The organism is Luteibacter anthropi (genome assembly GCF_011759365.1).
Lineage (GTDB): Bacteria > Pseudomonadota > Gammaproteobacteria > Xanthomonadales > Rhodanobacteraceae > Luteibacter > Luteibacter anthropi.
Genome location: NZ_JAARLZ010000002.1, coordinates 174,698 through 200,272 on the forward strand (window position 1 = coordinate 174,698; position 25,575 = coordinate 200,272).

The following is a 25,575-nucleotide window of genomic DNA, read 5'->3' on the forward strand; positions in this document are numbered from 1 at the left end:
TCAGCATCTTACGATGCGCATGGTATCAAACGTAGGGCGCAGGGGAAGCGTTGTCGCAGTTCGCAGACGAGATCAGCCGGAGAGCTAAGCCGTCGTGAGAGCATTAGTTGCCATTTCATTGCTGATATCTCTGGCGCTCTACCTGGTCCAGGTTATCGTCTACACGACGGATCAGGAAGCCCTCATTTATAGCGCGTTCGGCAGCTTATGGTTCCTTGCCATGTACCTCAATGCATTCAGTGCCCACGTCAGGACCAAAAACACGGGCATCTTTATTCTTTCGGGTCTGGCCGCGCTCGGCCTGGGGTTCGTTCCCCATCGCCTGCGCCTTGGTCCAGAGTTCGATATCTACATAACCCTGTTTCCGATGATCCATTTCCTGTCGACGTTCGCCTTCTTGTTGGGCAGGAGGGAGATGGTGACGGCGCGACTTGCCAGATGATTTAGTCAATGAATAGTATGTCGAGAATATTAATAACCTTGACCTGCCTATTTATGCTTGTCGCCTGCTCTTCATCAGGACTGGTTAAAAATGACTTTCCTGCTGATCAACGGTTCCTTGATGTGGCAGAGAATCCGAAAAAATTTGAAGGACATGAAGTGACTCTCAGGGCGTGGATCACCCTTCGCCATGAAGACAGGAATCTCTGGGCGACAATGAAAGATCATGAGTCCTGGAAACCAGTGCGCTGTTTATCTCTGGTCAATTACGACGCGCTGGCTAACCTTGAGCCTGATCTGGATGGGCATTTCGTAGAGGTAACGGGCACTGTAATTAATGACGCTTCCAACAACGGAACGGTGATCCGGCTGGGAGCTTGCAGGGATTCCCCTCAGCAGTCAGACTCATGACCCAGTGAAGAGGGGCGCATGTCGGATTTGCTTCTTTTGTCATAAGCCGCACAGTTATGGAAGATGCATTGATGACGTCACATAAGAGAACCTGGGTCAGAGTCCCGGCTGGAGGACTGGCAGTGGTGCTGTTGATCCTTCCCTCTATAGTGACGGCGATCGTGTGGACCACGATCAATTTTTATATCACCGTCTTTTTTACTGCATCGACTATCGCTGTGGCGTATGTTCTGCCAAAAGCAAAGTGGTTTTTTGCTGTGATAACGGCCGCCCTCGTTGCCCTCCCGCCTTATCCAAACTGGGTGTATTGGAGCAGTCATGATGGCTGGTTCTTCTGGAGGGGCGAGTCACTGCGAAATCTCAACCTTGGCGCTAACGCGATCCTATTTACGGTAGCGTTTCTACTTTTTGTCGTCGTCTTTTGGGCATTCGGTGCCAAAGCAAGTGGCGCGAAAGAAGCGTCGCGGGATCCGCGGTAATGATGTTTCACAGCAACGCCCGCCTGAAGTCCTCAAGCATCCGCACCAGTGCGGCCACGAAGCGTGCGGCGGCGGCTCCATCGATGACGCGGTGATCGTACGAGAGTGATAGCGGAAGCACCAGCCGGGGCCGGAAGGCTTCGCCATCCCATACCGGCTTCATGGCTGCGCGCGACACCCCGAGGATGGCAACTTCCGGAGCATTCACGATAGGGGTGAATGCCGAGCCACCGATGCCGCCCAGTGAGCTGATCGAGAAGCAGCCGCCCTGCATGTCGGCAGGGCCCAGGCGTCCCTCCCGGGCTTTCGCGGCGAGGTGGGCGGCTTCCCCGGCGATCTGCACGATACCCTTGCCGTCGACCTGCCGGATCACCGGCACGACCAGGCCCTCGGGGGTATCCGCCGCGAAACCGATGTTGACGTATTTCTTCAGGATGAGCACATCACCACGTGCATCCAGCGAGGCGTTGAAGACCGGAAACTTCGCCAGAAGTACGCCGACGGCTTTCACGAGGAAGGCGAGCAAGGTCACCTTGATGTCTCCGCTTTCCTGGGATGTCAACTTGCGGAAGCGTTCCAGTTCGGTGATATCGGCCTCGTCGTGATGGGTGACATGAGGTATCAGCGCCCAGTTGCGGGCGAGGTTTGCCGCGGACATCTTGCGTATGCGGCTGAAGGCTTCTTCTTCGGCATCACCAAAGCGTGCGTGGTCCACCTGGGGCCATGGGAGTAATCCCGGAGCGGGCGCCGAGCTACCGGTGCCCATCTGCGACACGGCAACATCCGTATCGCGCTCTGCGTCCAGATCTTGGGGACGAATACGACCACCACGTCCCGATCCCGAGACACGATGAATATCCAGGCCAAGTGATCGTGCCATCCTGCGCACATGAGGACTGGCATAAGGCACGCGGCCGTTTGATGGAATCGTCACCGCGGCAGAGACAACCGGCATCGGTAACGGGGATTCAGGCACGTGTTCGGGCATCGGTTGCACGGCGGCCGGTGGATTGTCTTGCACCGGCTTCTCCGAGATGACGCCGAGCAGGGCGATCACGTCACCTTCGGAAACAACATCGCCAATGGATGCTCTCAGTTCGCGCACGATGCCTGCGGCGGGCGAGGGCACTTCCATCGTGGCCTTGTCCGACTCCAGGGTGGCGATTTCCTGTTCGCTCACAATGCTGTCGCCCACCGCCACCAGCCACTCGATCAGGGGAACGTTCTTTGCGCCGCCCAGATCGGGAATACGCAGTTCTACCAGGGTTTCCATAGTGGTCGTATCGCCTCAGATGCCTGCCGGGTCCGGCTTGTCCGAATGGATGCCGAATCGCGTCATGGCATCGGTCACCATGGAACGCGCAAGCACGCCTTCGTCGGCCAGCGCCTTCAATGCGGCCACGACCACGAAATGGCGATCGACCTCGAAGAAGGTCCTGAGCGATGCACGCGTATCCGAGCGCCCGAACCCATCCGTGCCCAGGGCGACGAAACGACGGTCGTGCACATAGGGGCGGATCTGGTCGGCGACGATCTTCATGTAATCGGTAGCCACCACGACCGGGCCGATACGCTCCGAGAGGCAGGCCTGGACATACGGTGTCCGTGGATCGGCCTCGGGATGAAGCAGATTCCAGCGCTCGACGGCCATGCCTTCACGCCGCAGCTCGGTAAGACTGGTGGCGCTCCATACATCGGCCGCTACGCCGAATTGCTCTTCGAGCAGTGTCGCCGCCGCAATCACCTCGTTGAGGATGGCGCCGCTACCCATAAGCTGCACGCGCGATGCGTCTTTTACGGCCATGGCGCTTTCGCGCAGCAGATAAAGCCCGCGCACGATACCCTCGGCCGAGCCCTCCGGCATCGGCGGCTGCGGATAATTCTCGTTGAGCAGCGTGATGTAGTAGTAAACGTCTTCCTGCTCGGCGAACATCCGGCGCATGCCATCCTGCACGATGGTGGCCAGCTCGTAACCGAAGGTGGGGTCGTACGACACGCAGCTGGGAATGACCGAGGCCAGTACATGGCTGTGTCCGTCATCGTGCTGAAGCCCTTCACCCATGAGCGTGGTCCGCCCTGACGTTGCGCCCAGCAGGAAGCCGCGTGTGCGCGCATCTGCGGCAGCCCAGGCCAGGTCGCCTACGCGTTGCAGGCCGAACATGGAGTAGAAGATGTAGAACGGCACCATGGACAGCGCATGATTGCTGTACGACGTGCCGGCGGCGATCCAGGACGAAATGGCGCCCGATTCGTTGATGCCCTCCTGCAGGATCTGACCGTCCGTGGCTTCTTTGTAGTAACTCAGCTGGCCGGCGTCCTGCGGCGTATACAGCTGGCCGAGATAGGAATGGATGCCGATCTGGCGGAACAGGCCTTCCATGCCGAAGGTACGCGACTCGTCCGGCACGATGGGCACCACGCGCTTGCCCAGTTCCTTGTCCTTGAGCAGGGTGGAGAGGATGCGCACGAAGGCCATCGTCGTGGACTGCGGGCGCTCGCCGCTGCCTTCCAGCAGGGCACTGAACGCCGTCATCGGCGGGGCGGGCAGCGCATCCGCCTTCTGCAACCGGTACGGGATGTAGCCACCCAGCGCCTGCCGGCGTGCCGCGAGATAGGTGGCTTCGGCGCTGCCAGGCTCCGGGCGCAGGTAGGGCATGTCGTCCAGCTCGTCGTCGCGCACGGGCAGATGGAAGCGGTCGCGGAAGGCCCGCACGGCATCCGCGCTCATCTTCTTCAGCTGGTGGTTTATGTTCTGGCCTTCGCCGGCTTCTCCCATGCCGAAGCCCTTCACTGTCTTGGCCAGGATCACCGTGGGCCGGCCGGTTTCCTTCACGGCTTCCGCATAGGCGGCATACACCTTCTCCGGGTCGTGACCGCCACGGCTGAGGTTCCAGATGTCCTCGTCGGACATGCCTGCCACCAGTTCGAGCAGCTCCGAGTACTTACCGAAGAAATGCTCGCGTACGTAGGCGCCGTTCTGCGACTTGAACGTCTGGTAGTCGCCGTCCACGCATTCCATCATCCGCTGCATCAGCAGGCCGGACGTGTCGCGGGCCAGAAGATCGTCCCAGCCGCGCCCCCAGATCACCTTGATCACATGCCATCCCGCCGCACGGAAGGTGCCTTCCAGTTCCTGGATTACCTTGCTGTTGCCGCGGACCGGGCCGTCGAGCCGCTGGAGATTGCAGTTAACGACGAAGATCAGGTTGTCCAGCCGCTCCCGGCCACCGACGGCAATGGCCGCCAGCGATTCGGGCTGGTCCATCTCTCCGTCACCGAGGAAGGCCCACACCTTGCGCCCCTGGTGCTGCTTCAGCCCGCGATATTCGAGGTAGCGCATGAAGCGCGCCTGGTAGGCTGCCATCAGGGGACCGAGACCCATGGATACGGTGGGGAACTGCCAGAAGCCCGGCATCAGGCGCGGATGCGGATACGACGACAGGCCATCGCGATCCGTCTCGCGACGGAAGTTCTCCATTACGGGCTCTTCGATCCGCCCCTCGACATAAGCCCGTCCATAGATGCCCGGGGCCGAATGGCCCTGGATGAACACCATGTCGCCATCGAAGCTATCCGTACGACCACGGAAGAAATGTTCGAAGCCCACGTCATACAACACGGCCGCCGACTGATAGGTCGCGATATGTCCGCCCACGTTGGAGTGCCTGCCTGCACGCAACACCATCACCATCGCATTCCAGCGGACGAAGCCGTTCAGTCGCCGCTCGATGGCGAGGTCGCCGGGGTAGGCCGGCTGCCGCTCGGGGCGGATCGTGTTGACGTAGTCGGTGGTCACGCGGCCATGCATGTCACCGAAGCGCTGGGCATCGGCCGTGCCCAGCCTGTCCATGAGGTAGTGGGCACGTGGACGGCCATCGGCGGCCGTCACCGCTTCCAGCGCTTCCAGCCACTCCCGGGTTTCTTCGGGATCGAGGTCGGGCTGCGCATCGAGATGAGTCATGGAAAATCTCCAGGCGAAAGGCATCGGCCGCTCGCAGGGGTTTGCGACGGCATGCAGAGTAGGGAATAGGGCACGGCCCTAACGATTGCAGTTGCAATCGTCATGAGAGGCATCATGCCGCGATAGAATTGCGATTGCAACTCACCATTCAGCGGAACAGAAAGCGTGGCCCAGAAAGAGCCTGACCTGTGGTTTTCCTATGTACGTTCCCACCGGGCGCTGATCCGCGAGATCGAGCGCAGGCTCGCCGAGGCTGACCTGCCCACCTACGCCTGGTACGACATCCTGTGGGGCGTGGAGAGCGGGGAAGGCGGTAGCCGACGCATGCACGAGCTGGCCGATGCACTAGTGATCGAGCGCTACAACCTCACGCGTATCGTTGACCGCATGGAGCGGGATGGGCTGGTGATCCGCTCACGCTCGGCAACTGACGGCCGTGCGGCCTTTGTCGCGATTACCCCGCAAGGCCGCGACCTGCGCAAGCGCATGTGGCGGATCTACAAGACGGCCATCGACGAGCTGTTCCTGGCCCAGTTCACCGATATGGATCACGCAGGCATGGCGGCTGCCCTGGACCAGGCCGCCCTGGCGGCCAATGAAGGCGGGGCGACGTAAGTCCGCTCAAGGCGGGGATGCGCAAATACGGCATTTAACGATCGACATTACTTGCGATACGACCCTGCCGGTTTGGCATAGCGGCCGTCCGTTGCGCTGATGAGAATCCGATAGAGTGCACGCACTGTGCCCCATCGAGAGAGAATGGTTATGGCATACCCGGAATCAGTGAACGGCCAGATCACGGATGCCGTCACACAGACCAATGTGCGTGTGCTCGACGGTCAAGTACAAGCCAGCAGCGTCGATGCATTGGCCACGTTCTATCAGGAAACCGCACACGCGATGGCCACGCTTTCGCAGAACGCGGTCAACCTGCAACAGCAGCAGGACATCCTGCAGCAGGCGGCGACCAACCAGGGCATCATGCAGATCTACTCCATGGATACCGCACTTGGTGCGGCACAAACGGAGGCTGGCGAAGACATCGCCGATTCGCTGAAGGTGCAGGGCAGCAGGCTCGCAACCGATAGCGCCACGTCGTCGGCCATCGATGCACTGCGGCGTGCCGAGACGGATGGCGACAGTGCCTGGGCAAAGGAAATACGCAGTGCGATGCACGCCGTCGCGGATTCCCTACGGCATCTCCAGGCCGTGGCCAATGACACAAGTCTCACCCTGCTGAAGCAGGCGGCCATTGGGGCGATCCTCGCCAGGCTGGTTGCCGCACCCGATCAGCTGGAGTCCTTCAGGGGTGTGCTGAAATTGATCGAAGAGCTCTGAACCATACCTCTCTTCAACGTTGTGGTTTTGTCCGGAAAGCCATGCTAGGTTCCGAAAGCCGCTATGTCGCGGCCTATCACCCAGTGGAGCGTTCTCATGGACAAGCTAGACCTGGCTAAGCATGACGAAAGCATGGCCAATCCGTTCGGTATCCAGATGGAAGGACCGCTGCAGCGCACGACCGCAGCGATGAAGCATGAGCCCAAGATTGCGGACAGCGGCGACATCGGCCGCTTTGGTTCGCTTGGCGGTGGCGACTGGGGTTGATTTCGCTTGACCATCCGTCCTGATAACCAGTGACGAATGTTTCGGGGCCGCCTCCTCAAGGAGGCGGCTTTCTTTTTAGGGAGATCGATGGTGATCAAGGCAGATGTCGCGCTGGCTGACCTTTCGCTGGAGCCGGTATGGCAGGAGGGGACGCTCGCTATCGGGGACAGCCGCATCACCCCCTATGCGCATCGCATGCTGGAAACCGTACTGGTCCACGCCACGGACCGATGGTTCATCACCGTCAGGGAGCGACTGGCATCGCGCCCTTCATCGGCCGCCTTCATCCGGCATGAGGCCGACGACGCCTCATATGCCCGGCTGTACGAAGAGTGCATGCTCTGGCCGCTCGACTACCTGGTGATCGAGGTGGCGCGTGCCGGTCATCGCCTGCGCGTGCGTGCCGGCGTCCTCGGCTCAGTCCCCGTGTATTGCCGGGTGGCGGACGATCGGGTGGTCATCTCCTGGAACTCCGCCGATTTCGGCACCGGACCCATGGCGATCGACGCCGAGGTCGCCAGCCATTGGCTGGCCATGCATACGATGTATTCGGCCCGACAGCTATATATCGGCGTCAGCCTGCTCACCGAGCGCGCATCGCTGCATGTAGAGCCGGGCAGGGCGTCTTATCGCTATCCCGACCCCATGGCGCCGACCATTCCATCGGAAGGCGTGCCGGGGCAGGACGTCATCGCTGCCTTTGGCGACGCGCTGCAGCGGGCTATTTCCCTGCGCCCGCTCGAGGCTGCATCCACATCGATCGAACTCAGTGGCGGCATGGATTCCGCGAGTGTCGCCACGGCCCTCGCAGCGCAGGTACGAGGCATCGCCAGCAAGGGCATTCTCCTGGGCGGTGACGTCCGCGTTCCCCAGGTGCAGCGTCGGGCCATTATTGTGGAACGACTGGGCCTGCTCGACGATACGGTGGACATTGACGCCTGGCCGCCCGACCTGGGCTTGTCGCCGTCCCGGCCAGGGGCGTACGGTTTCTATCGCGATTTCTACCTCGAAGCCTGTGCCGCCCTGTGGGAATCTGCGCGGCAACAGGGACGCGATGTGCTCTTCACCGGCATAGGTGGTGATGAACTGTTTCCCACCTATGCCAACGAAATCGCACAGGGCCGGAAGAGCGAAGCCCCCTGGGCATCCGAGGCCCGTCGTTATGCCGAAGGACTGCTCACGCCATCGGCCATGAGTGCCGCACGCAGTCTGCGAACCTTCGACGCCCCGGCCAGCCCCGTACCCGCCACGTCACTGATGGCCCAGGCCTGCCGTGCACCCGACCTGCTGCGGCGCGGCCAGTGGCCGGTGAATCCGCTGAGTGATCCTTACCTGGTCTTGTTCTGCCATCGCCTTCCCGCGGAAAACCGCCGTGGACGCGAGACCATCCGACAATATCTTCAGGCCCATCTCGGCGATGACGTCTTTCCACGTGGCTACGTCAAGGAAACCTTCGCCGGGGTATTGCCACCCCTGATCTCGCAGCACGAAAAAACACTCGCCTCGCAGCTGAAGGAATGCGCCCTGGCAGACCTGGGGCTTGTCGACCACCATGCCGTGCTTGCATTATTGACGACGATCGTCGAAACGCGAACGCATGCGGCCACGTCGGCATTTACCTCGTTCCTCTCTCTGGAACGCTGCGCCCGGCAGGCCTCGTCCTGATCGCATCGACCGCAGGGCACAGCCAGGGAGAAAGCCATGCAGGATGCCCGCAAGAACGACCGTTCCCTGGCATGGGATGTCACACGGTCGGTGGCATGCGCCATGGTAGTGATGGTGCATGTGTGTGCCATCGATTTCTATGCGTTCGGTCCGTTATGGGCACCGTCGGTCGTATATGACGCGATGTGCCGCGTTGCCGTGCCGCTGTTCTTCATGCTTTCGGGGGCATTGATCCTGCGCAAGGACGAACCCGTCCTGCCGTTCTATCGCAAGCGTATTCCCCGGCTACTGATGCCGCTGGTGTTCTGGACCATCGTGTATGTCTACCTGTTTGGCGACAGGTCGATACCGCCAATGCAGCAGCTGGCGCATTACCTGATGCTGCCCTTCGAACACCTGTGGTATCTGTATACCGCATTAGGGCTTTACCTGGCGGCGCCTTATATCGGCCGGATGTTTCGCGCCTCTACGGATGCCGAAATCAGGATATTCATTGCCCTGTGGCTTTTAGTCGCCTGCGTTTTGAACCAGATAAGCCTCTTCTTCGCTGAATCCTGGAACCCACCTGACCTTTGGGGCGCACAATTCTTTTCAGGATTCATGGGCTATTTCGTCCTGGGCGCCTACCTGGAACGCTGCAGGCCCGCCACGTCGGGTATCGGTCGCTGGACATGCGCACTCGTCTTCCTGGCGTCATCGTCCGTCATCGTGCTGGGCACCTGTCTGTACTCGACCCATATCAGTGAGCCGAACGAATTCTTCTTCTCTTATCTGACGCCCCTGGTCGCGATATCGTCCGTGGCGGCTTATATGTTCCTGACCAGCATCACGAGCTTGCCTGCACGCAGCATCACGCTTGTCAGGTTGATATCTGACAGTTCCCTTGGCATCTATTGCCTGCATCCGATGCTCATCTGGCTGTATGTGAAACACTGGCACCTTGATGACGGACTGGGCCTGATATGGCTTCGCATTCCCGTCATATGGAGTGCGATCTTTGTCTCCACGGCCGCTTTGGTCTATCTGGCAAGGAAGCTTCCGCCCCTCAGGCGAATTACATAAAGGAATCTCATGAGCCACATCCGACGAACAGGTGGTCGTCCTCAGAGCCCCGGAAGGTGCAGGTCGATGGATTCGCCCATGGCCTGCATGCCGGCGGCATTGGGGTGAAGATGGTCTCCCGCATCGTAAAGTGGGAGCAATCGCCGGGGATGCTGCGGATCACGCACTGCCTTGTCGAAATCCACCACGCCGTCAAATGCCCCTGAAGTGCGTATCCAGGTATTCGCCGCCTGGCGGGTGGCCTCGCGGGTCTCGCTGAAGTACCCGCTGCCTTCGCTGGGCAGGATCGTAGCGCCGATGATCCGGACGCCCGCCCGGCGGGCCTGCCGGATCAGCTGCCTGTATCCATCGATAAGGTCGGCGGCGGTGAGCACGCGTCCATCGGGTCCCGCATCGGCGCCGATATCGTTGATGCCTTCCAGCAGGATCACGGTGCGCACGTTGGGCAACGACAGCACGTCATGATCGAAACGATGCAGGGCGCTGATGCCTCGCGCCGGATCGGGCCCATCGGTGAGCAGGCGGTTTCCCCCGATACCGACATTGGCGACCGCGACAGGCTTGCCGGCGGCGACAAGACGACGCGACAGGACATCGGGCCAGCGTGCGTTGGCGCTCACCGGTGTCTTGTAGCCGTCGGTGATCGAATCGCCGAATGCCACCACCGTTCTGCTGCCGGTGGCCTCCACGGTCATCGCGGATACGTAGTACCACGACGTGCCAATTGGCTTGAATGCGTCATCGTTGATGTCGGTGGCATGATCGCCTGCACCAGGCATCGTGGCATAGGTGGTCTCGAATGCGTCCTGGTGCCAGGTGGAAGCAGCGGTCGTTTCAGGCAGATAAAGGCTGACCGCCAGATTCTGTCCGGCGGCCACCCGCATCGGGACCGGATCGGTCCATATCTCGCTCCCGGCAGGAATGGTGAAGCTGGTCTTACCGCCCACCGTGAGGGCATGCAGGCTCCCGGGCTGTAGGGTCGCCGCCTTGGACTGAACGGACAGCGTGGCGTGCGCGATGTTGAGCGGCCCCGTGGAATACAGGTTGGACAACCTCAGCCGGGGCGCCCTGCCACTTGCGGATGGGTGCACCACCATGCGCACCGTCTGAGCCTGGAACGAACGACCACCGGCGGCGGCACCGATCGCCCAGGTCGCCACGCGCGTGTTTTTGTCGTCTGCCGCGCTTACGGCCGCGGCAGCCAACGCGAGCCAGCTCATCGCAAGGAAGGTCACCACGAACGCACGCTTTGCCATCTCAGTTCACCAGTGTCCGGCGTTCGCCGGGGTTCAATGCCACGGAAAAGGATCGGCCATTCGATACAACCACGGTCTTGCCTCCGGCCTTGCTGTACAGGCTCAAAGCGGTGACCTTGCCATCACGCCAGTTCATGTCGACCTGAAAGCCACCCCGTGCCCCCAGGCCCCGGATGCTGCCCGTGCGCCAGGCCGAGGGCAGGGCAGGCAGCAGTTCGATGTGCCCCGGTCGCGAGTAGAGCAGCATTTCGAGGATGGCGACAGGCGTACCGAAATTGGCATCGATCTGGAAGGCATCCGAACTGGCGTCCAACTGGTAGAAGTCAAAGAAGTTCGCCGTCGTACCGTTGCTGTGATTCATCGCCGGCAGCAGGTTGGTCAACAGCAGCTGATAGGCATTGTCCGCGTGCTTCAGCCGCGCCCAGCAGATGGCGCGCCATGCGCAACCCCAGCCATATCCGGTCATGCCGCGGGCCGTCAGCAGTTGCTTCACGCCTTCGATCAGCTCGGCGGGGCTGTCTTCCAGGCGGATCCGGTCACCCGGGAAGAAGCCGATCAATGGCGACAGGTGCCGATGAGTGACTTCACCCAGGTTTTCCGGCGACATCCACTCTTCCAGCCAGCCCGTCGTTTCACTCACGCGCGGCAGGTACAGCCTGTCGCGCAAGGCCATGAAACGGGCTGCCGCCTCCTTGTCGAGCTGCAGCAATTCGCTCGATTGCTGGAAATGGCCGAACAGGTCCCACGCAAGCTCCTGCGCATAGGTGATGCCCCGCCTATCCTGAGGCCCTTGCTCAGGTGACCAGTCTGCGTCGTCGACAAGCACTTCCCTGGATTGACCGGTAGCCGGGTCTGTCACGGTGGTACTTACCAGTCGTGCCTCCCAGAACTCGCAGGCGCCCTTGAGCAGCGGGTGGATACGTGCAAGATGCTGCCGATCCTGCGTGTACTCATAGTGCTGCCACAGGCTATTGCACAGCCAGGCGTTGGACGCCGGATGCCACCACCAGCCGTTGCCGCCGTAGATGTTCGTGGAAAAGGCCACCGTCCATCCGGCGACCTTGCCCGAGCTGTTGCGGAAATGGTTGCGCGGATCGTTGAACAGGTCGCGGGTGATCGCCGTCCAGGACTCGACCTGAGCAAGGCAATAGTCGGTCAGGGCGTCAAAGCACGAGGACAACCCGGCGCGGTCCGGCAGCCAGTAGTTCATCTGGATGTTGATGTCGGTGTGGTAATCGCCCATCCAGGGCGGCGAGTTGTCCGCCATCCAGAGTCCCTGCAAGCCCGTGGGCAGATTGTCGCGCGAACCGGCAATCGTCAGGTAGCGACCGAACTGGAGGTAGCTGGCCTCCAGTTCCGGGTCGGGCAGGGAGTTTTCTTTTGCCCGCAGCTGAAGACGGGTCCAGGTGTCTAGTGAGCGCTGCGTCACGGATGACGCACCCAGGTCGATATCCATCGTGCCGAACAAACGTCCGTGGTCGGCCACATGCGTGTGTCGCAAGGTGTCTGCCGATACGCCAAGCGCAGCGGCGATTTTCTCCTGCGCCCGAACCAGTGGATCAAGGGTGGCATCCAGATAGTTGCGCTTGAGATCGGGCACGTAACTCGTGCCTCCGCAGAAGACGACGGTGACGGAGTCGCAACCATCGAAATGGATACCATCAGCTTCACTGCGTATCCGGCCGCCCGACGCGGAAACACGCACGGCGGCGCCATAGCGCAATCCGTTGTCGAAGTGGCCCTGGAGTACGCGAGCCTCGCCGTCCGCGCGTGGCGTTTCACCATGGGCCCCTTGCAGGTCCAGTACCCCGTTATAACTACCGCCACCTGACTGGGTCAGGTGCATGACGATGACGTCGTCGGGATGGCTGGCATATACCTCCCGCCGGTACGTCACACCGTCTTTGCGATAGGACATCCTGACCACGCCCTGCGCCATGTCCAGTTCGCGGCGAAAATCCTGCAGCGCTGCCATATCATGTCCGGCGATGTGCAGGTAAAGCTTTGCCATCATGACCAGGCTGCCGAAGTCGCTGGTCTCGTAACCGAACTGGCCGTCGTTGCCCAGCGACGCATTACGACCGCCCAGCCACATCGATCCATCGGTGATGTAGAGAAAATCCCGCATGGGATCACCACCTACAAGAGCACCGATGCGGCCGTTGCCGATGGGAAGACCCTCGCGAAGAACATTCGCTTCGCCGGCCGGTGACGGATACCAGAGCGTGAGCCTGCGTGGGCCTGCGGGAGAGGCGGGCAGGGCACTGGATCGTTCGACGGCAGCGCAGGCATTGAAGGCCGGCATCCCTACCAGAGGCAGCAGCCCCATCATGCCGCCCATCTTCAGAAAACGACGGCGTGCCGCCGACGTTGAATCGTCCTCATGCCCCATGGGCGCTCCCCTGATTGATCAACTCCGATTCCCGCCGCGGACGGACTCACTCCAGACCCAGTCCATCATTTGTACTACAAATAGCAAGCTAAGCGGCGACCCCGGTCATGTCAAGGGAACGTCTTGCATCAAGCTATCGCACGGCATGGAATACGTGATCGCGTCACAAATGCGGCATCGCAACAAACATATCTCGACGTTTTATCCGATTGACGATTGTGATCATCCGTTCAGGTATGGATGATCCGTTCCGTGGACAGCGTATGGACGTCCAATCGACATCGCACAGGGGCTAGCGTCGACCTGTCCGGATTGGACGATCCACCCACGTAAACGAATCGAAGCACATAGCTGGCGACTACATTGCTGGCAGGGGATTCGTGTGCGTGGAAAACGCTTCCTGACAGCGACATCAACCTGGGAGTCTATCCGAATGAAGCTTTATTCCGCAGTTACTGCAAACAGGATCGGGCGACGGGCAGTCGCATCTGCCGTCACCATGGCCCTGATGACCATGACCGCAACGGCATACGCCGCCACGTTTGCGCCTTCAAGTACCACCTCGGGCATTTCGGCCTCGGACAGCGCGCAGCAGCCGGCTGCTGGCACCAACCTGGCACTCAACCAGTCTGTTACGGCTTCGGATGTCGAAAATCCGATCGCTTTCAAGGCTAACAACGTCAACGACGGCGACACCACCACCCGCTGGTCGTCGGGGTTCACGGATGACCAGTGGATCGCTGTCGATCTGGGCTCGGTGCAGTCGGTGGGCAAGGTGGTACTCAACTGGGAAAACGCCTATGCCACCGACTACCTGATCGAAGTATCGATCGATGGCCAGACATGGCAGACAGCCGATGAAAACCCGGCTGGTGCGGGCGGTATCGAAACCCGCGTCTTTCCAGCCGTGTCGGCCCGCTATGTGCGCATGCATGGCGTGAAGCGCGCGACAGGCTACGGCTATTCCCTGTGGGAAATGGGCGTCTATGCACCGGATGCCACGGGCACCGCGCCTCCGGGCTCAGGCAGCAACGACCCGTCCGAAGGCTTCAACTACCAGGTATACTCTGGCTTCATCGGTACGCAGCTGCGTAACGTCACCAATGGGCAGTGGCGCGACGACCAGATCTATGTCGAAATCCTCGCCCGCGATCCGAACAAGAAGGACGCGGCCAATCAGGATGCGATGTCGTACATCACACCCGATGGCACGCTGGTCGCGCTCAAGGAAGAAGACAACAACGGCCCGGGCCACCTGACCAAGAACGGCCAGAACTATCCGAACTATGCCTTCACGCTGGCCCAGGCCAAGCTGCTGAAGCTTCCCGAGTCGGAATCGGGCCGCATCTTCGTGTCCTTCGGCGAACCGATGTACATGAGCGTGGTCAAGGGTGCGGATGGCAGCATCGGCTTTGCCGGGCCCAATCCGCTCAACGGCACCGACCCGAACGTGGGCCTTTACTACGACTGGTACGAATACACCTGGAACGACAACGCCCTGTTCATCAACACGACACAGGTCGACCAGTTCTCGATTCCGCTCGCGCTCGATGTCTACGGTGGCAACAAGACGCGCCACCTGAACTCGGGCATCACCCAGACACGCGCACAGGTATTGCAGGAGTACAACACGGAGGTACCGGTGGAATTCCAGCTCGCCGACACGAACCCCGTGCGCATCCTCGCTCCGGGCAAGGACGCCTTCGACACCGGCAAGCCGCAGGAGCATTACTTCGACGCATACATCGACGAGGCCTGGACCTATTACCAGACCCACACGCTGACCATCAATCGCGGTGCCGAGCAGTATGTGGGTACGGTGGTCAACAATGTCCTGGTATTCCAGCACGTCAACTGGGCCCAGACCCCGAACGCCGGTGAACCCGAGGGCTTCCAGTTCCAGGTATTCAAACCGACCACTCAGGACGTCCTGGAAGGCAAGGGCAACCTGGCCCGAGCCAGCGATGGCGATGTGTGGGGTGTCACGCCGCAGCTGGAAGCGCAGATCTGCGCGGCGTTCAACCGTCACGTCATGGAAGACACCACGTTGTGGAAAAACGCCTCGGCGTTTTACCAGCAGGCTCCGGCCAACTATTACTCCCGCTTCTGGCATGTCCACGGCGTGAATGGGAAGGCCTATGGCTTTGCTTACGACGATGTGTCCGACCAGAGCTCGACGCTGATCGAGAGCCAGCCGGAGCATCTTGAGCTGGGCATCGGCTGGTAAACACCAGGGCTCCCACCCCGATGGTAGTGATGCCGCTACCGGAGGGGTGTGGGCCAACGATGTGGTGGTCGCGCGCAAGGCGCGCTCCTACAGAGGCTTGTAGGAGCGCGCCTTGCGCGCGACCACCACATGCAGGAACACCACTACTCAGCGTCAACCGCACTCAAATTGGCCGACCCCGCCACCACCAGCCGCGACGCCAATGAAAAATGCCTGAAAATAAAAAACAACGCCCGCACATTCACGTCTACCGACACATCGGTAGCCACCATTCCCGTCCCATCCACCGCAGGCGCAAATCCATAAGCGATATCCATCGTCTTGACCCGGCCGATCAACGGACCCGCCGCGTGCCGCATATGCAGCTGCAGATGGCTGATGTACGGAGCGTCCTGCGCATCGCGAATGACTTCGGCCGTCCCTTCAAATTCCATATCTTCCTTGTCGCCAATCTTCACGCCCTTCGGCGTGGCGGTGTCGTCAGGCACGCGGTGCGTACGAAAACGATAGATCGACCGACCACCCTCGGATGAAATAAGTTTCGCCTTCGTCCCGATCACATCCTTGAGCGTGCCATACGAAGCCAGCACCTCATCAGGCTTCTTCTTCAGATCGACTGTCTCGTGCTCGATCTCAGGCTCATCGCCTCCGGTCATCGTATGGGTGGTGATGACGATCCCGTTAGCTGCACTCCGGGGCTGGGCCTGCCGGGCGAGGGCCTGGTCCAACAGCGCATCATTGGCCAGAAGCTGCGCCGAAGGGCACGCCAGAAGCAACACGACAAACAGGCGGTAGCGCATGATCTCTCCCCATGGCATGCACGGCTCCCCCGTGCCACGGGAAAAACTATCCCTACGGCCGAGCCGGTGCGCGGGCCATAGGTCACGGCCTGGTCCGGAAGCCCTGTTGCCGATGTTCGCGCCCCCAATGCTTCGTTCTAGCCCAACGCACCAACGGCCCTGGCGACATCCGCCGCAGGCGGCGCGCCGAACATCCGCTTGTAGTCCCTGGTGAACTGGGACTGGCTGTCGTATCCCACGGTGGCGGCGACGGCACCTGCCGAACGAGGCTCGGCCAGCAGCAGTTTGCGCGCCTCCTGAAGGCGAAGCCGCGTGCGGTATTGCACGGGTGTCATCAGCGTTACCGCCTTGAAGTGACGATGGAACGACGTGACGCTCATGCTGGCCATGTCGGCCAGTGTATCGATGGACATCGCATCCGCGTAATGGGACTGGATCCATTGCACCGCGCGGCCTACCTGCGCCACATGCGACCCATTCTGGGCCAGTTGCCGCAATACGCCACCCAGCGGACCACAAAACACCCGGTAATAGATTTCCTGGACGACCAGGGGCGATACAAACGGGATATCGTCCGGGCGATCCAGCAGACCCAGCAGGCGGGCGAAGGGCTCCAGCAGATCCGGCGTCATCCGGGCGGTTGCTACGCCGGCCGATGATGTCGGCGCCGGGCCATGTTTCATGGGCAGCCGCGCCATGGCTTCGGCGAGCACGGCTCTGTCTATGTCCAGCGTCAATGCCAGATGAGAGCGACCTTCGGCATCGAGAAATACCTGCGTGCACACGGGAAGCTCCACCGTCACCAGCAGGAAGGTCGAGGTATCGGCCCGGAACGGCGCATCGCCGGCTGCCACCGTTTTGCTCCCCCTAAGAATGACTACCATGCGCGGACGGTAGAAGACATGCAGGGGATGGACCGACTGGGCGATGCGATAGAGGCTGAGACCGGGCACCGCCGTTACTTCCCGGGGGTGGGCCGCGTGGCGCTCCACAGTCTCGCACATGGATTCAAGCAGGATGTCCATGGGCTGAGTATGGACCTTCCCGGCGGGAAAGATGAACAGGGTGACGACCTGTCTGGCAGGATCGTGCAAAACACTGGCAGCATCCCGATAGTGGCCGGGACCTTCCGGGGCCATTCTTTACAGGTACCAGCCCCCACGGCTGGCCCACCCTTGAAGAGGAAATCCCGATGACTCATCCGACCGTCTGGCTCATTACCGGCTGTTCCACCGGCTTCGGCCGCGAACTTGCCGGGCAGGTCCTCGCACAGGGAGATCGCGTGGTGCTGACCGCCCGCAAGCCCGAACAGGTGCAGGACATCGCAGCCCGCTATCCCGGATCGGCCCACGTACTGAGCCTCGATGTGACGAACGAAGAGGCCATCCGCAAGGCGGTAGCCGACGCCGAGGCACATTTCGGTCGTATCGACGTGTTGGTGAACAATGCCGGCTATGGTTACTTCTCTGCCATCGAAGAGGGCGAAGACGCCGAAATCCGTCGTCAGTTCGAAACCAATGTATTCGGGCTCATGTCGCTGACCCGCCACGTGCTTCCTGGGATGCGCTCGCGTCGAAGCGGCCACATCATCAACATTTCATCCATTGGCGGCCTGCTGGCGTTTCCGGCCACCGGTTACTACCACGCCACGAAGTGGGCCGTGGAAGGTTTCTCGGAGTCGCTGTCCAGGGAGGTCGCGCCACTGGGCATCAAGGTCACCATCGTCGAGCCCGGTGCCTTCCGCACCGACTGGTCCGGCCGCTCGGTGATCGAATCGAAGACGCTCATCGACGACTACGATGCGACGGCAGGCCTGCGCCGTCGACAGGCCAGGACCAACTCGGGCAAGCAGCCTGGTAATCCGGCCCTCGGGGCCGCCGCCATCATCAAGGCGGTGGCCATGGAACAGCCGCCGCTCCGCCTGCCTCTGGGATCGGATGCACACAGGCTGCTTACTGCCCGGGCAGACGAGCTGCGTGCGAGTTTCGAAGCGGTGAAGGCCCTGTCGATCAGCACCGATTTCACGGACTGAAAACAGCCGCGGCACGTTGATGACGCCCGCAACCGCAGGCTTCGATGAAGCCTGCGGTTGCGATGCCATGCGAAGGTCATCACGTCGGAAGGAATACACCCTCAGCCGTCTTCACTCGGCAATCGTCGCGGACAGGTGATACACGCGCCCGCCCCAACCGTCATTGGGGAAAGCATCCGAGACTTTCAGGTAGACCGGGCGTGCGCCATTGGCAACGGCACCGATATAGGGCGTGAGGTCGATCACGATATCGCCTTTGTTGGATCCATCCGTGACCGGTCGCGTTTCCTGGGCCACCGTCGTCCAGTGCGTGTTGTCGGTGCTGACCTGTACCAGGAATTCATTGTCGATAGTCAGCGTGACATGCGCCGCGGTGGTATCGGCGGGGAAGGGGAATCGATAGGTAAAGTGGGCATTGCCATCGGCGAAGCGATTCTGCACACCGTTGCTCTGCGAATGATCCGCGTCGAACAGCCACGGCGTCTCCGCTACGGTTCCCGTGTCGAAATCGATCTTGTGTGCCACCAGCACATCCGCCTGCGCAGTGAAACGCAGGCCGGCGGCAAACATATTCGCGGTAAGGGTGTGGTGGCCATCCGCCGCCGTGCCCGGCACGCTGACCGTCAATGGAAGCGTGGCCCTGGCGGGAACGGCATTGCCCCTGGGTTGCAACCGCATCAGGGAGACCCGTGGCGAAACACTCCAGCCAGACGGCGCGTCGACGGAAGCCAGCGCCTGCAATGGAAAATAGCCGGTCGCCGATGCACCGAGATCGATGGCAATCGATGTAGTGCCAGACGCAGACGGCATGATCACGGGCTGGGCCGGAGACATCGTGGCAGCCAGCGATTCCAGCGGCGTGAATACCGGGATATCGCCGATCAACGCACTGAGCGCACTGGCCTGGGTGCGCCAGTCGAAGACGTTGGGATGATCATCACTCGTGGCTCCCGCCCAGCGGGTGCCCAGGCGACCGGCCGCATCGCGATCCTTCTTCCACAGACCATCGGCCTGCTGCTCAAGGAAGGCCGCATAACGACGGTCATGGGTGGTGTCTACCAGGTCGGTCCAGTAGCGCATGAAGATGCCCTTGAACTGCTTGGCATTATCGTCACAGGTCTGGTCGCTGGCATCGCAGCTTTCGGTGAGCACACCGTTGGTGACCAGGGCATTCGGCCCGATGGCTGCGTCGGCCAGCCTGCGTACATCTGCCAGCACATGCGGATCCCGGGTGGCACGCCACAGTTCCAGGCCACCGCCGATCGCCAGTCCCTGGTTGTAGGTCCACACGTTCTGGCCGTTATTCGTGCATGCATTGGTCAGGCCGTCATTGACCAGGCCATTGGCGTTGATCATGCCGCTGCCCTGGAACCATGCCCACGCCGTACGTGACCGCGCCAGCCACATGCTGTCTCCCGGAATCCTGTTGTGCAGGGCCGCGGTGAGACGTATCCACAGGCCATTGGTGATGGCGTTTTTGTACGTGCGCTCCGCATCCCACCACACGCCACCGCCGCAGCTGCCGGTATCCCAGTAGCCGTTCACGTAATTGGCGATGGTCACCGCCATGTCCAGGTACTTGGGATTGCGGGTCAGGTCGTAGGCCTGCAACCAGGTCAGGCCCCACCATTCGGAATCATCGATGGCGCGGCTGGTGAAGTTGCCGAGCAACGGATCCCCGGACAATACGCCGGCGGGGAATACGCCCTTGTCCTTCTCGAAGGTGTTGTCCAGTTGCACCAGATACCGGCGGTCGCCGGTACGTTGCATGTAGTCGCCAATGGTCTGCAAGGCCACCGCGGAGTTCCACCAGCTCGATGGAAACCACGCCTTGTCCGGATCATAGGAATCCATCAGCACATCCGCTGCCACACGCGCCCGGGCCATGGATGTCGGCCCGTCAATGTATGAGGGATGGGCGTAAGACTGCTCTGCTGCAAGAGAAGGCAGGGCCGCGGACAGCCCCGTCAGGCCGGCTACTGCCAGAAATACCTTTGATCGCACGCGCATTGCTTGGAGGCTCATGATCGCAAACACTCCTTCCGGATACCCACGGTCCATCTCTCCCGGGTCGGACCGTGGGCGTTCGTCCGATGGAGAAGCGCGCACGCCTGGCCGTCTGGACGGCCCCAGTCATGCGTCATGCCTTTGATCCCCTGATGACCCACCGATGCGAAAGCGCAACGAATTACGTCTTAGATCGCTGTTTACAACCGTATCTAAATCGATCTAAATTCGAGATTCAAAAAAAGGCGCCGACGCGTGGATCCGTGATCCGGATGCTTGTTGATCGATGCCAGGGGCGACTCTAACCCGGCGATCCGGTGCGACGCTCGCTGCGGCGCAATAAAGCCGATTGGTATGACACGGTTCGAGGTACCAAGGTGTGATGCGGACAGCTCCCTGTCGGCGATTCCCTATGCTACGTTTTGCCGACAGGGGGCATCACGTGGGGAGAACGGGCAATGGCGTTTATCAACGTCTCGGGCCGCAAAGGCCTGTGGGCAGGTTTGTTCGGTAGTATCGCGATGTGCTCGGCACCCGTCGGGCTGGCAGCGACATCGCCCGGATTCAACGTGGGATCGGCGAATGTCGCCATTGCCGACCCGTCCGTGCCACGGCCGCCGGGCAAGGCTTGCACGGTTGAGCTGTTCAACGGTTTCACGTTCCGTGATTTCTCCAACCATCCCTATACCTATGCACCCCCGACCGGCTGCGGGACGTCATGGTCGAAGGTGGTACTCGAGGCCGACTTCGCGGTAACGGCGGGGCGCCAGTTCGACCGCACCGCATCGCTTTGGCTGGGCGGCGCCAATATCTACTTCGGCACGACGCAAGAACCTTCGGCCGCCGTATCTCCCAGCTGGCATGTCGAGCGCGATGTCAGCGACTTCGCGAGCCTTCTGAGCCAGCCTCAGACAGGCCAGGCGATCCTTGGCAACATCGTCGACAACACCTATACCGGCATCATCAGCGGCTCGGCCCGCCTGGTCTTCTATCCGGCCAATATCCTTGCACCGAAACCGGACGCCCCCGATGCGGTCTTCCCGCTGTCGGACGGTACGGCGGGCGGTACCGTTGCCCTCAACACCGGTAGCGATGTTCTGTCGCGTACGCTCACGCTGCCTACGAACGTGGAGCGCGCTTATCTGGATGTGTTCGCCCAAGGGCAGGGCGGTGACGAGTTCTGGTACACCTGTGTGCCGGATGCGCAGGCCAACCAGGTGCAAAGCTGCGGTGGCGGTGCATACCGCGAGGTGCAGGTATCGATCGACGGACAGCCGGCTGGCGTAGCACCCGTGTATCCATGGATATTCACCGGCGGCATCGATCCCTACATGTGGCGACCCACGCCTGGCGTGCAGACGCTCAACTTCCTGCCATATCGTGTCGATCTCACACCGTTTGCCTCCCTGCTCAACGACGGCAAACCGCATGCGCTGGCCATCGGCGTGACCGGGGCCAACGGCAACTTCGCCGTCACGGGCAACCTGTTCGTGCATCTCGACCACGGTCGCAAGGTGGTCAGCGGCGCAGTGACCACCAACACCTTGCAGGGACAGCCGGCAGCCGCCACCGTGGACAACCAGGTCACCGATACCGGGGGTGTCATCGGAGGCTCCATCGCCACGCATGCATCGCGCCGTTTTCGCGTGGCAGGCTATGTCGATACGTCGCACGGGCGCATCGTCACCGACGTGAACCAGACCGTGAGCTTTCGCAACACACAGACCTTCGCCATCGATCCGGCCCACTACCAGCAGGGCATCGACCAGCTGACGACCGTCGACAGCACGACAAGGACCCGACAAGGCTTGCTCGGCATCGCGGTGACCACCGAGACGCACGTCGACTATCCACTGGTCGCCAGCTTTGGCAACACCTTCGATGCGGCGGGCAATACGCTCAGTGCGCCCAGTTCGGTAACCCAGGGATTCTCGCGCCAGTTCAGCAAGCGGCTGGGCAACCTGCTGATCTACCGCAGCGATGTGGATAACAGCATCGATACGGCCGATACGCTCACCTACGCCAACGGCGCCGTCAGCGGTCATACGGGGCAGCGCAGCGCGCAGCAGTTCCGCTCCAGGGACAACCTCGGCAGCTGCTATGGCCGCGACGTCAGCACGGCGGCCGGCCTGCTGACCGCCGCAACGGATGGTGGCGATTGCCCGCTTGCCTGGAACCGACTGTCGTGGTTCACCCATCCGGATGGCTCGCCCGATACCTCCAGAACGGAGAATCCGGGGATCTTCTAAGCAATGCCCCCCGGCCTGATGACCGGGGGGCATTCACTCAGTGGGCCTGTGCCTTACCGGCCTTGCCGGCTCCCTTCAGCACCTCGTATCCAGGCGCGGGCACATCCGCAGGACGAATGCTCGTCCGGTAATTGCCCTGTGCCACCAGGGAAACGTCGCCCAGGCCACCGTCGTACGCCGTGCTCCACGATGCGATGGCAATCGTGTTGTCGCCATGGGTATGCAGCACGCCTGGCGGTAGCTCGAAGTCGGTCTGCGGGCCGACATCGCTGATGTAGCGACCAACCTGCCAGCCGTTGACGAAGACAAGGGCGCGGTAGTGGCGTGGCACGGCGTCATGGATGCGCAATGCGATGGGCACGTCCTGGTCGGCAGGAATATCCAGGTGGACGTTCGTGCGATACCAGTCGACGCCGGGCAGGGCGGTGGCACGCGGAAGCGTCGTGGATGCCCAGCGACCGTCCACGAAGCCCGGAAGCTGCCAGCCCATGCGCTCGCCATAGAGCCCCCCGGCATTGAATGGCCCGCGAACCGTATCGGGCAGCTGCTCGCCGCCTTCGTTGCCCTGGATCTTCCAGTGGATGCTCGTAGGCGCGCCGGCAAAGGTCGCCGAGATCAGGCCGCGCGGTTCACGGAACGCACCGCTGTGCTCCTCCTGAAGATGCCCCGTGTTGTCGACGAGCACGGAGACAACGTTGTCGCCACCGATCTTCAGCCAGGAGGGATCGATGGCGAACTGCCTTGCTCCGCTGGGGTTGTTGCCAAGGAAATGCCCATTGAGCCAGGCCGTGAAAATGCCGTGGTTGCCCAGGTGCACACCCGTGTTGGCCGAGAGAACAATCCCCATCTCCTTACCCGTGGCCTTGAAGTGGCCGCGATACCATACGTTGCCGTGGTGATAGCCGTAGCTGTCGCTATCGAGGATGGGGAGCTGGTGTTCCCAGTAGGGGTTGGGTGAAGACGTGCGATCCGTGGCGAGCCATCCCTTGTCATCGAAGCCGGCCGCCACCTCCGGCGCGCCGTTGGCAACCCGCCATGTCGTCAATGCGGGCAGCGCTACCGGTACGGGGCCCTCGACCTGGCCCAACAGACTTGTCGATGTCGTCGGGTTGGCCACGACGGGCTTGCCGTTCCAGGAAAATGCCCGCACGTCCGGAGAGGCGAAAAGCTCGATATCGCTTACCTTGTCGGTATCGCCACTTAGCGCAATGTTCTCACCATTACGGATCGCTTCGCGGGCGAGATAAGGGCCCCGCAGAAGAACCGGACCTGCCGCCGTATCCAACTGCCAGAACTGCCTGGCGGCCGCACCGTCGCCGATCAGCAGCAGAAGCGATCCGGCGCCCTGGCCGATGGCTACCCGGGCGAGACCATGGTGCCGGTAGTCAAGACGCAGCGTATGCGCGGCTTCGTCCCAGTGCATGGCCACATCACCCTCGATCATCTGCACGGCAGGGTGGTTTGGATAGCGCAGGACGGTCTCCCCGTCTTCGCCATCGCGCCCATACAGGACGGCCACGTCGCGAGGCCCCAGCGGAAGCCAGGTCATCAGCTCCGAGGTGGAATAGGCGAGGTCCTGGCGACCGAATCGATAGTCGGCAAGGAAGATTTTCGAATCGCGGCCGTCGATATGGATCGCCGTGCCGGCCTGCTGGGGAATAGTCACGCCCTTCGCATCACGCTGGGCGATATGCAGGTGGGTCGCATCATTGCTGGTGTCGAGGGCGTCCGCGTGCCGGAGGATATAGAACCGCGTGCCGTCATCCGGATTAACCCGGGCATCGACACGCAGGCGGCCGTTGTCGGGTACCGAGGCAGCCACCGCGTCCGTCCGCGCCAGGGGGCTGACTGCACGGACCATATATCCGATGAGCTTCTGCTGGTCGTACTTGTCGGTCAGCTGGCGACTGGCCTTGATCGCCGCGCCGTAGTCGTACGACGTATACACGCCCGGAGAGGACAGCCAGCCCCAGTTGATGCCCCCATAGGTCATGTAGAAGTTCTGCATCGTGGAACCGGCCGCGATGATGGCCTCGTAGAACACCCGTTCGAAATCCGGGCCAGTGAGCTTGCGGCAGGCCTCGTAGCCCGGGCCACCCCACACGTCAAAGGCGCCGCCCTGGAATTCAGGGAAGAACAAGGGAGAACGCGTCAGCTCCCGTCGCTCGCGGCTGAAGTCGTAGACGGCATTCCAGCGTTCGGGGCGCGAGCAGTCGAAGTCCAGCGGGTAGGAGTCCTGCCCGGGAAGCTCGACGGCACCGGGTCCTTTGATGAAATCGCTGTTGTGATTGCCTGAAAACGGTACGGTGATGCCATCGGCACGTGCCTTGTCCTCGATGGCCTGCATGTAGCGCTGGCCATCCGGGGAGTCGTCGTAGAACTCGTTCTCCACCTGATACATCAGGACCGTACCACGCCCGTCAGTCACCTGGTGACGGGCAAGGATGCGATCGATCTGCCCCATCCATTCCTGGTAGGCGGCGGTGTATTCCGGATCGGGCGAGCGAGGCTTGCCACCGGTATCCACCAGCCAGCCGGGAAACCCACCCGCATCCGTCTCTGCGTTGATATACGGTCCGGGCCGGGCGATGACATAGATACCTGCATCACGCGCCATGTCGAGAAGCCGGTCGACGTCGCGAATCCCCGTGAAGTCGTAGACACCGCGGCGCGGCGAGTGGTATCCCCAGTCGAAATAGATTTCCACCGCATTGAATCCGGCAGCCTTCATTTTCTGGAGAACATCCGACCAGAGGTCGGGGCTGGGCAGGCGCCAGTAATGGAACGAGCCCGACCACAGATAGATGGGTTTGCCATCGATCATCAGCGAGTAGCGGTCGTAGGTGACCTTGTGTGCCGTCTCTGCCTGGGCGGCGCCCAGCAGACCCAGCGCGGTGAGCATCGCCATGGATACGCCGAGGCGACGGTTTCCCGGCTTGTGAAAAACAGGCATTCCCAACTCCTACCACGATCCACAGCACGAAGACG

Annotated in this window: 18 protein-coding genes and 1 pseudogene; 11 read left to right on the plus strand and 8 right to left on the minus strand. The window is 61.5% G+C overall.

Annotated features, from left to right (window positions below):
• The first annotated feature begins 94 nt into the window (after window positions 1-94).
• From HBF25_RS03485 to HBF25_RS03495, 3 genes are all read left to right on the plus strand, one after another.
• Window positions 95-442 carry a hypothetical protein gene (locus HBF25_RS03485; protein WP_166946560.1) on the plus strand — a complete coding sequence of 116 codons (348 nt, stop codon included), beginning with the start codon at window positions 95-97 and terminating at the stop codon, window positions 440-442.
• Between the two features lie 8 nt (window positions 443-450).
• Window positions 451-852, plus strand: coding sequence for a hypothetical protein (locus tag HBF25_RS03490; protein WP_166946561.1), 402 nt, complete (start codon window positions 451-453; stop codon window positions 850-852).
• A 71-nt stretch (window positions 853-923) separates the two neighbouring features.
• Complete coding sequence (locus HBF25_RS03495) at window positions 924-1,331, plus strand: hypothetical protein (RefSeq protein ID WP_166946562.1); 408 nt, start codon at window positions 924-926, stop codon at window positions 1,329-1,331.
• Window positions 1,332-1,338: 7 nt separating this feature from the next.
• Here the strand turns inward: HBF25_RS03495 and HBF25_RS03500 are convergent, their stop codons facing one another.
• Together HBF25_RS03500 and aceE are read right to left on the minus strand one after the other, a co-directional pair.
• Window positions 1,339-2,604 (minus strand): 2-oxo acid dehydrogenase subunit E2, encoded by a 1,266-nt coding sequence (locus HBF25_RS03500; protein WP_166946563.1) that lies wholly within the window; start codon window positions 2,602-2,604, stop codon window positions 1,339-1,341.
• Window positions 2,605-2,619: 15 nt separating this feature from the next.
• Window positions 2,620-5,292: a pyruvate dehydrogenase (acetyl-transferring), homodimeric type gene (gene aceE / locus HBF25_RS03505; RefSeq protein ID WP_166946564.1), complete on the minus strand. Its 2,673-nt coding sequence runs from the start codon at window positions 5,290-5,292 to the stop codon at window positions 2,620-2,622.
• A 165-nt stretch (window positions 5,293-5,457) separates the two neighbouring features.
• Here aceE and HBF25_RS03510 point away from each other — a divergent pair, with 165 nt between their 5' ends.
• The 5 genes and pseudogenes from HBF25_RS03510 (at window position 5,458) to HBF25_RS03530 (ending at window position 9,624) form a co-directional block, all read left to right on the plus strand.
• Window positions 5,458-5,907 carry a MarR family winged helix-turn-helix transcriptional regulator gene (locus tag HBF25_RS03510; RefSeq protein WP_166946565.1) on the plus strand — a complete coding sequence of 150 codons (450 nt, stop codon included), beginning with the start codon at window positions 5,458-5,460 and terminating at the stop codon, window positions 5,905-5,907.
• Window positions 5,908-6,057: 150 nt separating this feature from the next.
• A pseudogene (locus HBF25_RS22620) lies at window positions 6,058-6,348 on the plus strand (RebB family R body protein); the annotation flags it as partial.
• A gap of 378 nt (window positions 6,349-6,726) precedes the next feature.
• Window positions 6,727-6,897: a hypothetical protein gene (locus tag HBF25_RS03520; protein ID WP_166946567.1), complete on the plus strand. Its 171-nt coding sequence runs from the start codon at window positions 6,727-6,729 to the stop codon at window positions 6,895-6,897.
• An 87-nt stretch (window positions 6,898-6,984) separates the two neighbouring features.
• Window positions 6,985-8,562: a macrolactam cyclase family protein gene (locus HBF25_RS03525; RefSeq protein ID WP_208392396.1), complete on the plus strand. Its 1,578-nt coding sequence runs from the start codon at window positions 6,985-6,987 to the stop codon at window positions 8,560-8,562.
• Between the two features lie 36 nt (window positions 8,563-8,598).
• Window positions 8,599-9,624 (plus strand): acyltransferase, encoded by a 1,026-nt coding sequence (locus tag HBF25_RS03530; protein ID WP_166946568.1) that lies wholly within the window; start codon window positions 8,599-8,601, stop codon window positions 9,622-9,624.
• A 41-nt stretch (window positions 9,625-9,665) separates the two neighbouring features.
• On the opposite strand, the gene HBF25_RS03535 is transcribed toward HBF25_RS03530, so the two are convergent.
• Both HBF25_RS03535 and HBF25_RS03540 read right to left on the minus strand, forming a co-directional pair.
• Window positions 9,666-10,880 (minus strand): SGNH/GDSL hydrolase family protein, encoded by a 1,215-nt coding sequence (locus HBF25_RS03535; protein WP_166946569.1) that lies wholly within the window; start codon window positions 10,878-10,880, stop codon window positions 9,666-9,668.
• Window position 10,881: 1 nt separating this feature from the next.
• Window positions 10,882-13,272, minus strand: a complete 2,391-nt coding sequence (locus HBF25_RS03540) for a glycosyl hydrolase family 95 catalytic domain-containing protein (protein ID WP_166946570.1) — start codon at window positions 13,270-13,272, stop codon at window positions 10,882-10,884.
• A 508-nt stretch (window positions 13,273-13,780) separates the two neighbouring features.
• Here HBF25_RS03540 and HBF25_RS03545 point away from each other — a divergent pair.
• Window positions 13,781-15,499, plus strand: coding sequence for a beta-1,3-glucanase family protein (locus HBF25_RS03545; protein WP_166946571.1), 1,719 nt, complete (start codon window positions 13,781-13,783; stop codon window positions 15,497-15,499).
• 143 nt (window positions 15,500-15,642) lie between these two features.
• Here the strand turns inward: HBF25_RS03545 and HBF25_RS03550 are convergent, their stop codons facing one another.
• Window positions 15,643-16,299: a hypothetical protein gene (locus tag HBF25_RS03550; protein ID WP_166946572.1), complete on the minus strand. Its 657-nt coding sequence runs from the start codon at window positions 16,297-16,299 to the stop codon at window positions 15,643-15,645.
• Between the two features lie 137 nt (window positions 16,300-16,436).
• Window positions 16,437-17,324 carry an AraC family transcriptional regulator gene (locus HBF25_RS03555; protein ID WP_166946573.1) on the minus strand — a complete coding sequence of 296 codons (888 nt, stop codon included), beginning with the start codon at window positions 17,322-17,324 and terminating at the stop codon, window positions 16,437-16,439.
• A 167-nt stretch (window positions 17,325-17,491) separates the two neighbouring features.
• Between HBF25_RS03555 and HBF25_RS03560 the strand changes: the two genes are divergently transcribed.
• A complete protein-coding gene (locus HBF25_RS03560) occupies window positions 17,492-18,331 on the plus strand; it encodes an oxidoreductase (RefSeq protein WP_166946574.1) in 840 nt (279 codons plus the stop codon).
• Between the two features lie 111 nt (window positions 18,332-18,442).
• Here the strand turns inward: HBF25_RS03560 and HBF25_RS03565 are convergent, their stop codons facing one another.
• The gene (locus HBF25_RS03565) at window positions 18,443-20,356 is read right to left on the minus strand and encodes a glycoside hydrolase family 76 protein (RefSeq protein ID WP_243853018.1); all 1,914 of its coding nucleotides are present in this window, start codon (window positions 20,354-20,356) and stop codon (window positions 18,443-18,445) included.
• Window positions 20,357-20,796: 440 nt separating this feature from the next.
• Here HBF25_RS03565 and HBF25_RS03570 point away from each other — a divergent pair, with 440 nt between their 5' ends.
• Window positions 20,797-22,587 (plus strand): peptide-N4-asparagine amidase, encoded by a 1,791-nt coding sequence (locus tag HBF25_RS03570; RefSeq protein ID WP_166946575.1) that lies wholly within the window; start codon window positions 20,797-20,799, stop codon window positions 22,585-22,587.
• 37 nt (window positions 22,588-22,624) lie between these two features.
• Here the strand turns inward: HBF25_RS03570 and HBF25_RS03575 are convergent, their stop codons facing one another.
• The gene (locus HBF25_RS03575) at window positions 22,625-25,540 is read right to left on the minus strand and encodes a beta-galactosidase (RefSeq protein ID WP_166946576.1); all 2,916 of its coding nucleotides are present in this window, start codon (window positions 25,538-25,540) and stop codon (window positions 22,625-22,627) included.
• Between the last annotated feature and the right edge of the window lie 35 nt (window positions 25,541-25,575).

Excerpts from the sequence above, each read along its gene's own strand:
- HBF25_RS03490 (WP_166946561.1), top strand. The coding sequence starts at position 451 with ATGAATAGTATGTCGAGAATATTAATAACCTTGACCTGCCTATTTATG.
- HBF25_RS03495 (WP_166946562.1), top strand. The coding sequence starts at position 924 with ATGACGTCACATAAGAGAACCTGGGTCAGAGTCCCGGCTGGAGGACTG.
- HBF25_RS03500 (WP_166946563.1), bottom strand. The coding sequence starts at position 2,604 with ATGGAAACCCTGGTAGAACTGCGTATTCCCGATCTGGGCGGCGCAAAG.
- aceE (WP_166946564.1), bottom strand. The coding sequence starts at position 5,292 with ATGACTCATCTCGATGCGCAGCCCGACCTCGATCCCGAAGAAACCCGG.
- HBF25_RS03520 (WP_166946567.1), top strand. The coding sequence starts at position 6,727 with ATGGACAAGCTAGACCTGGCTAAGCATGACGAAAGCATGGCCAATCCG.
- HBF25_RS03525 (WP_208392396.1), top strand. The coding sequence starts at position 6,985 with ATGGTGATCAAGGCAGATGTCGCGCTGGCTGACCTTTCGCTGGAGCCG.
- HBF25_RS03530 (WP_166946568.1), top strand. The coding sequence starts at position 8,599 with ATGCAGGATGCCCGCAAGAACGACCGTTCCCTGGCATGGGATGTCACA.
- HBF25_RS03535 (WP_166946569.1), bottom strand. The coding sequence starts at position 10,880 with ATGGCAAAGCGTGCGTTCGTGGTGACCTTCCTTGCGATGAGCTGGCTC.
- HBF25_RS03540 (WP_166946570.1), bottom strand. The coding sequence starts at position 13,272 with ATGGGGCATGAGGACGATTCAACGTCGGCGGCACGCCGTCGTTTTCTG.
- HBF25_RS03545 (WP_166946571.1), top strand. The coding sequence starts at position 13,781 with ATGACCATGACCGCAACGGCATACGCCGCCACGTTTGCGCCTTCAAGT.
- HBF25_RS03550 (WP_166946572.1), bottom strand. The coding sequence starts at position 16,299 with ATGCGCTACCGCCTGTTTGTCGTGTTGCTTCTGGCGTGCCCTTCGGCG.
- HBF25_RS03555 (WP_166946573.1), bottom strand. The coding sequence starts at position 17,324 with ATGGACATCCTGCTTGAATCCATGTGCGAGACTGTGGAGCGCCACGCG.
- HBF25_RS03560 (WP_166946574.1), top strand. The coding sequence starts at position 17,492 with ATGACTCATCCGACCGTCTGGCTCATTACCGGCTGTTCCACCGGCTTC.
- HBF25_RS03565 (WP_243853018.1), bottom strand. The coding sequence starts at position 20,356 with ATGAGCCTCCAAGCAATGCGCGTGCGATCAAAGGTATTTCTGGCAGTA.
- HBF25_RS03570 (WP_166946575.1), top strand. The coding sequence starts at position 20,797 with ATGGCGTTTATCAACGTCTCGGGCCGCAAAGGCCTGTGGGCAGGTTTG.
- HBF25_RS03575 (WP_166946576.1), bottom strand. The coding sequence starts at position 25,540 with ATGCCTGTTTTTCACAAGCCGGGAAACCGTCGCCTCGGCGTATCCATG.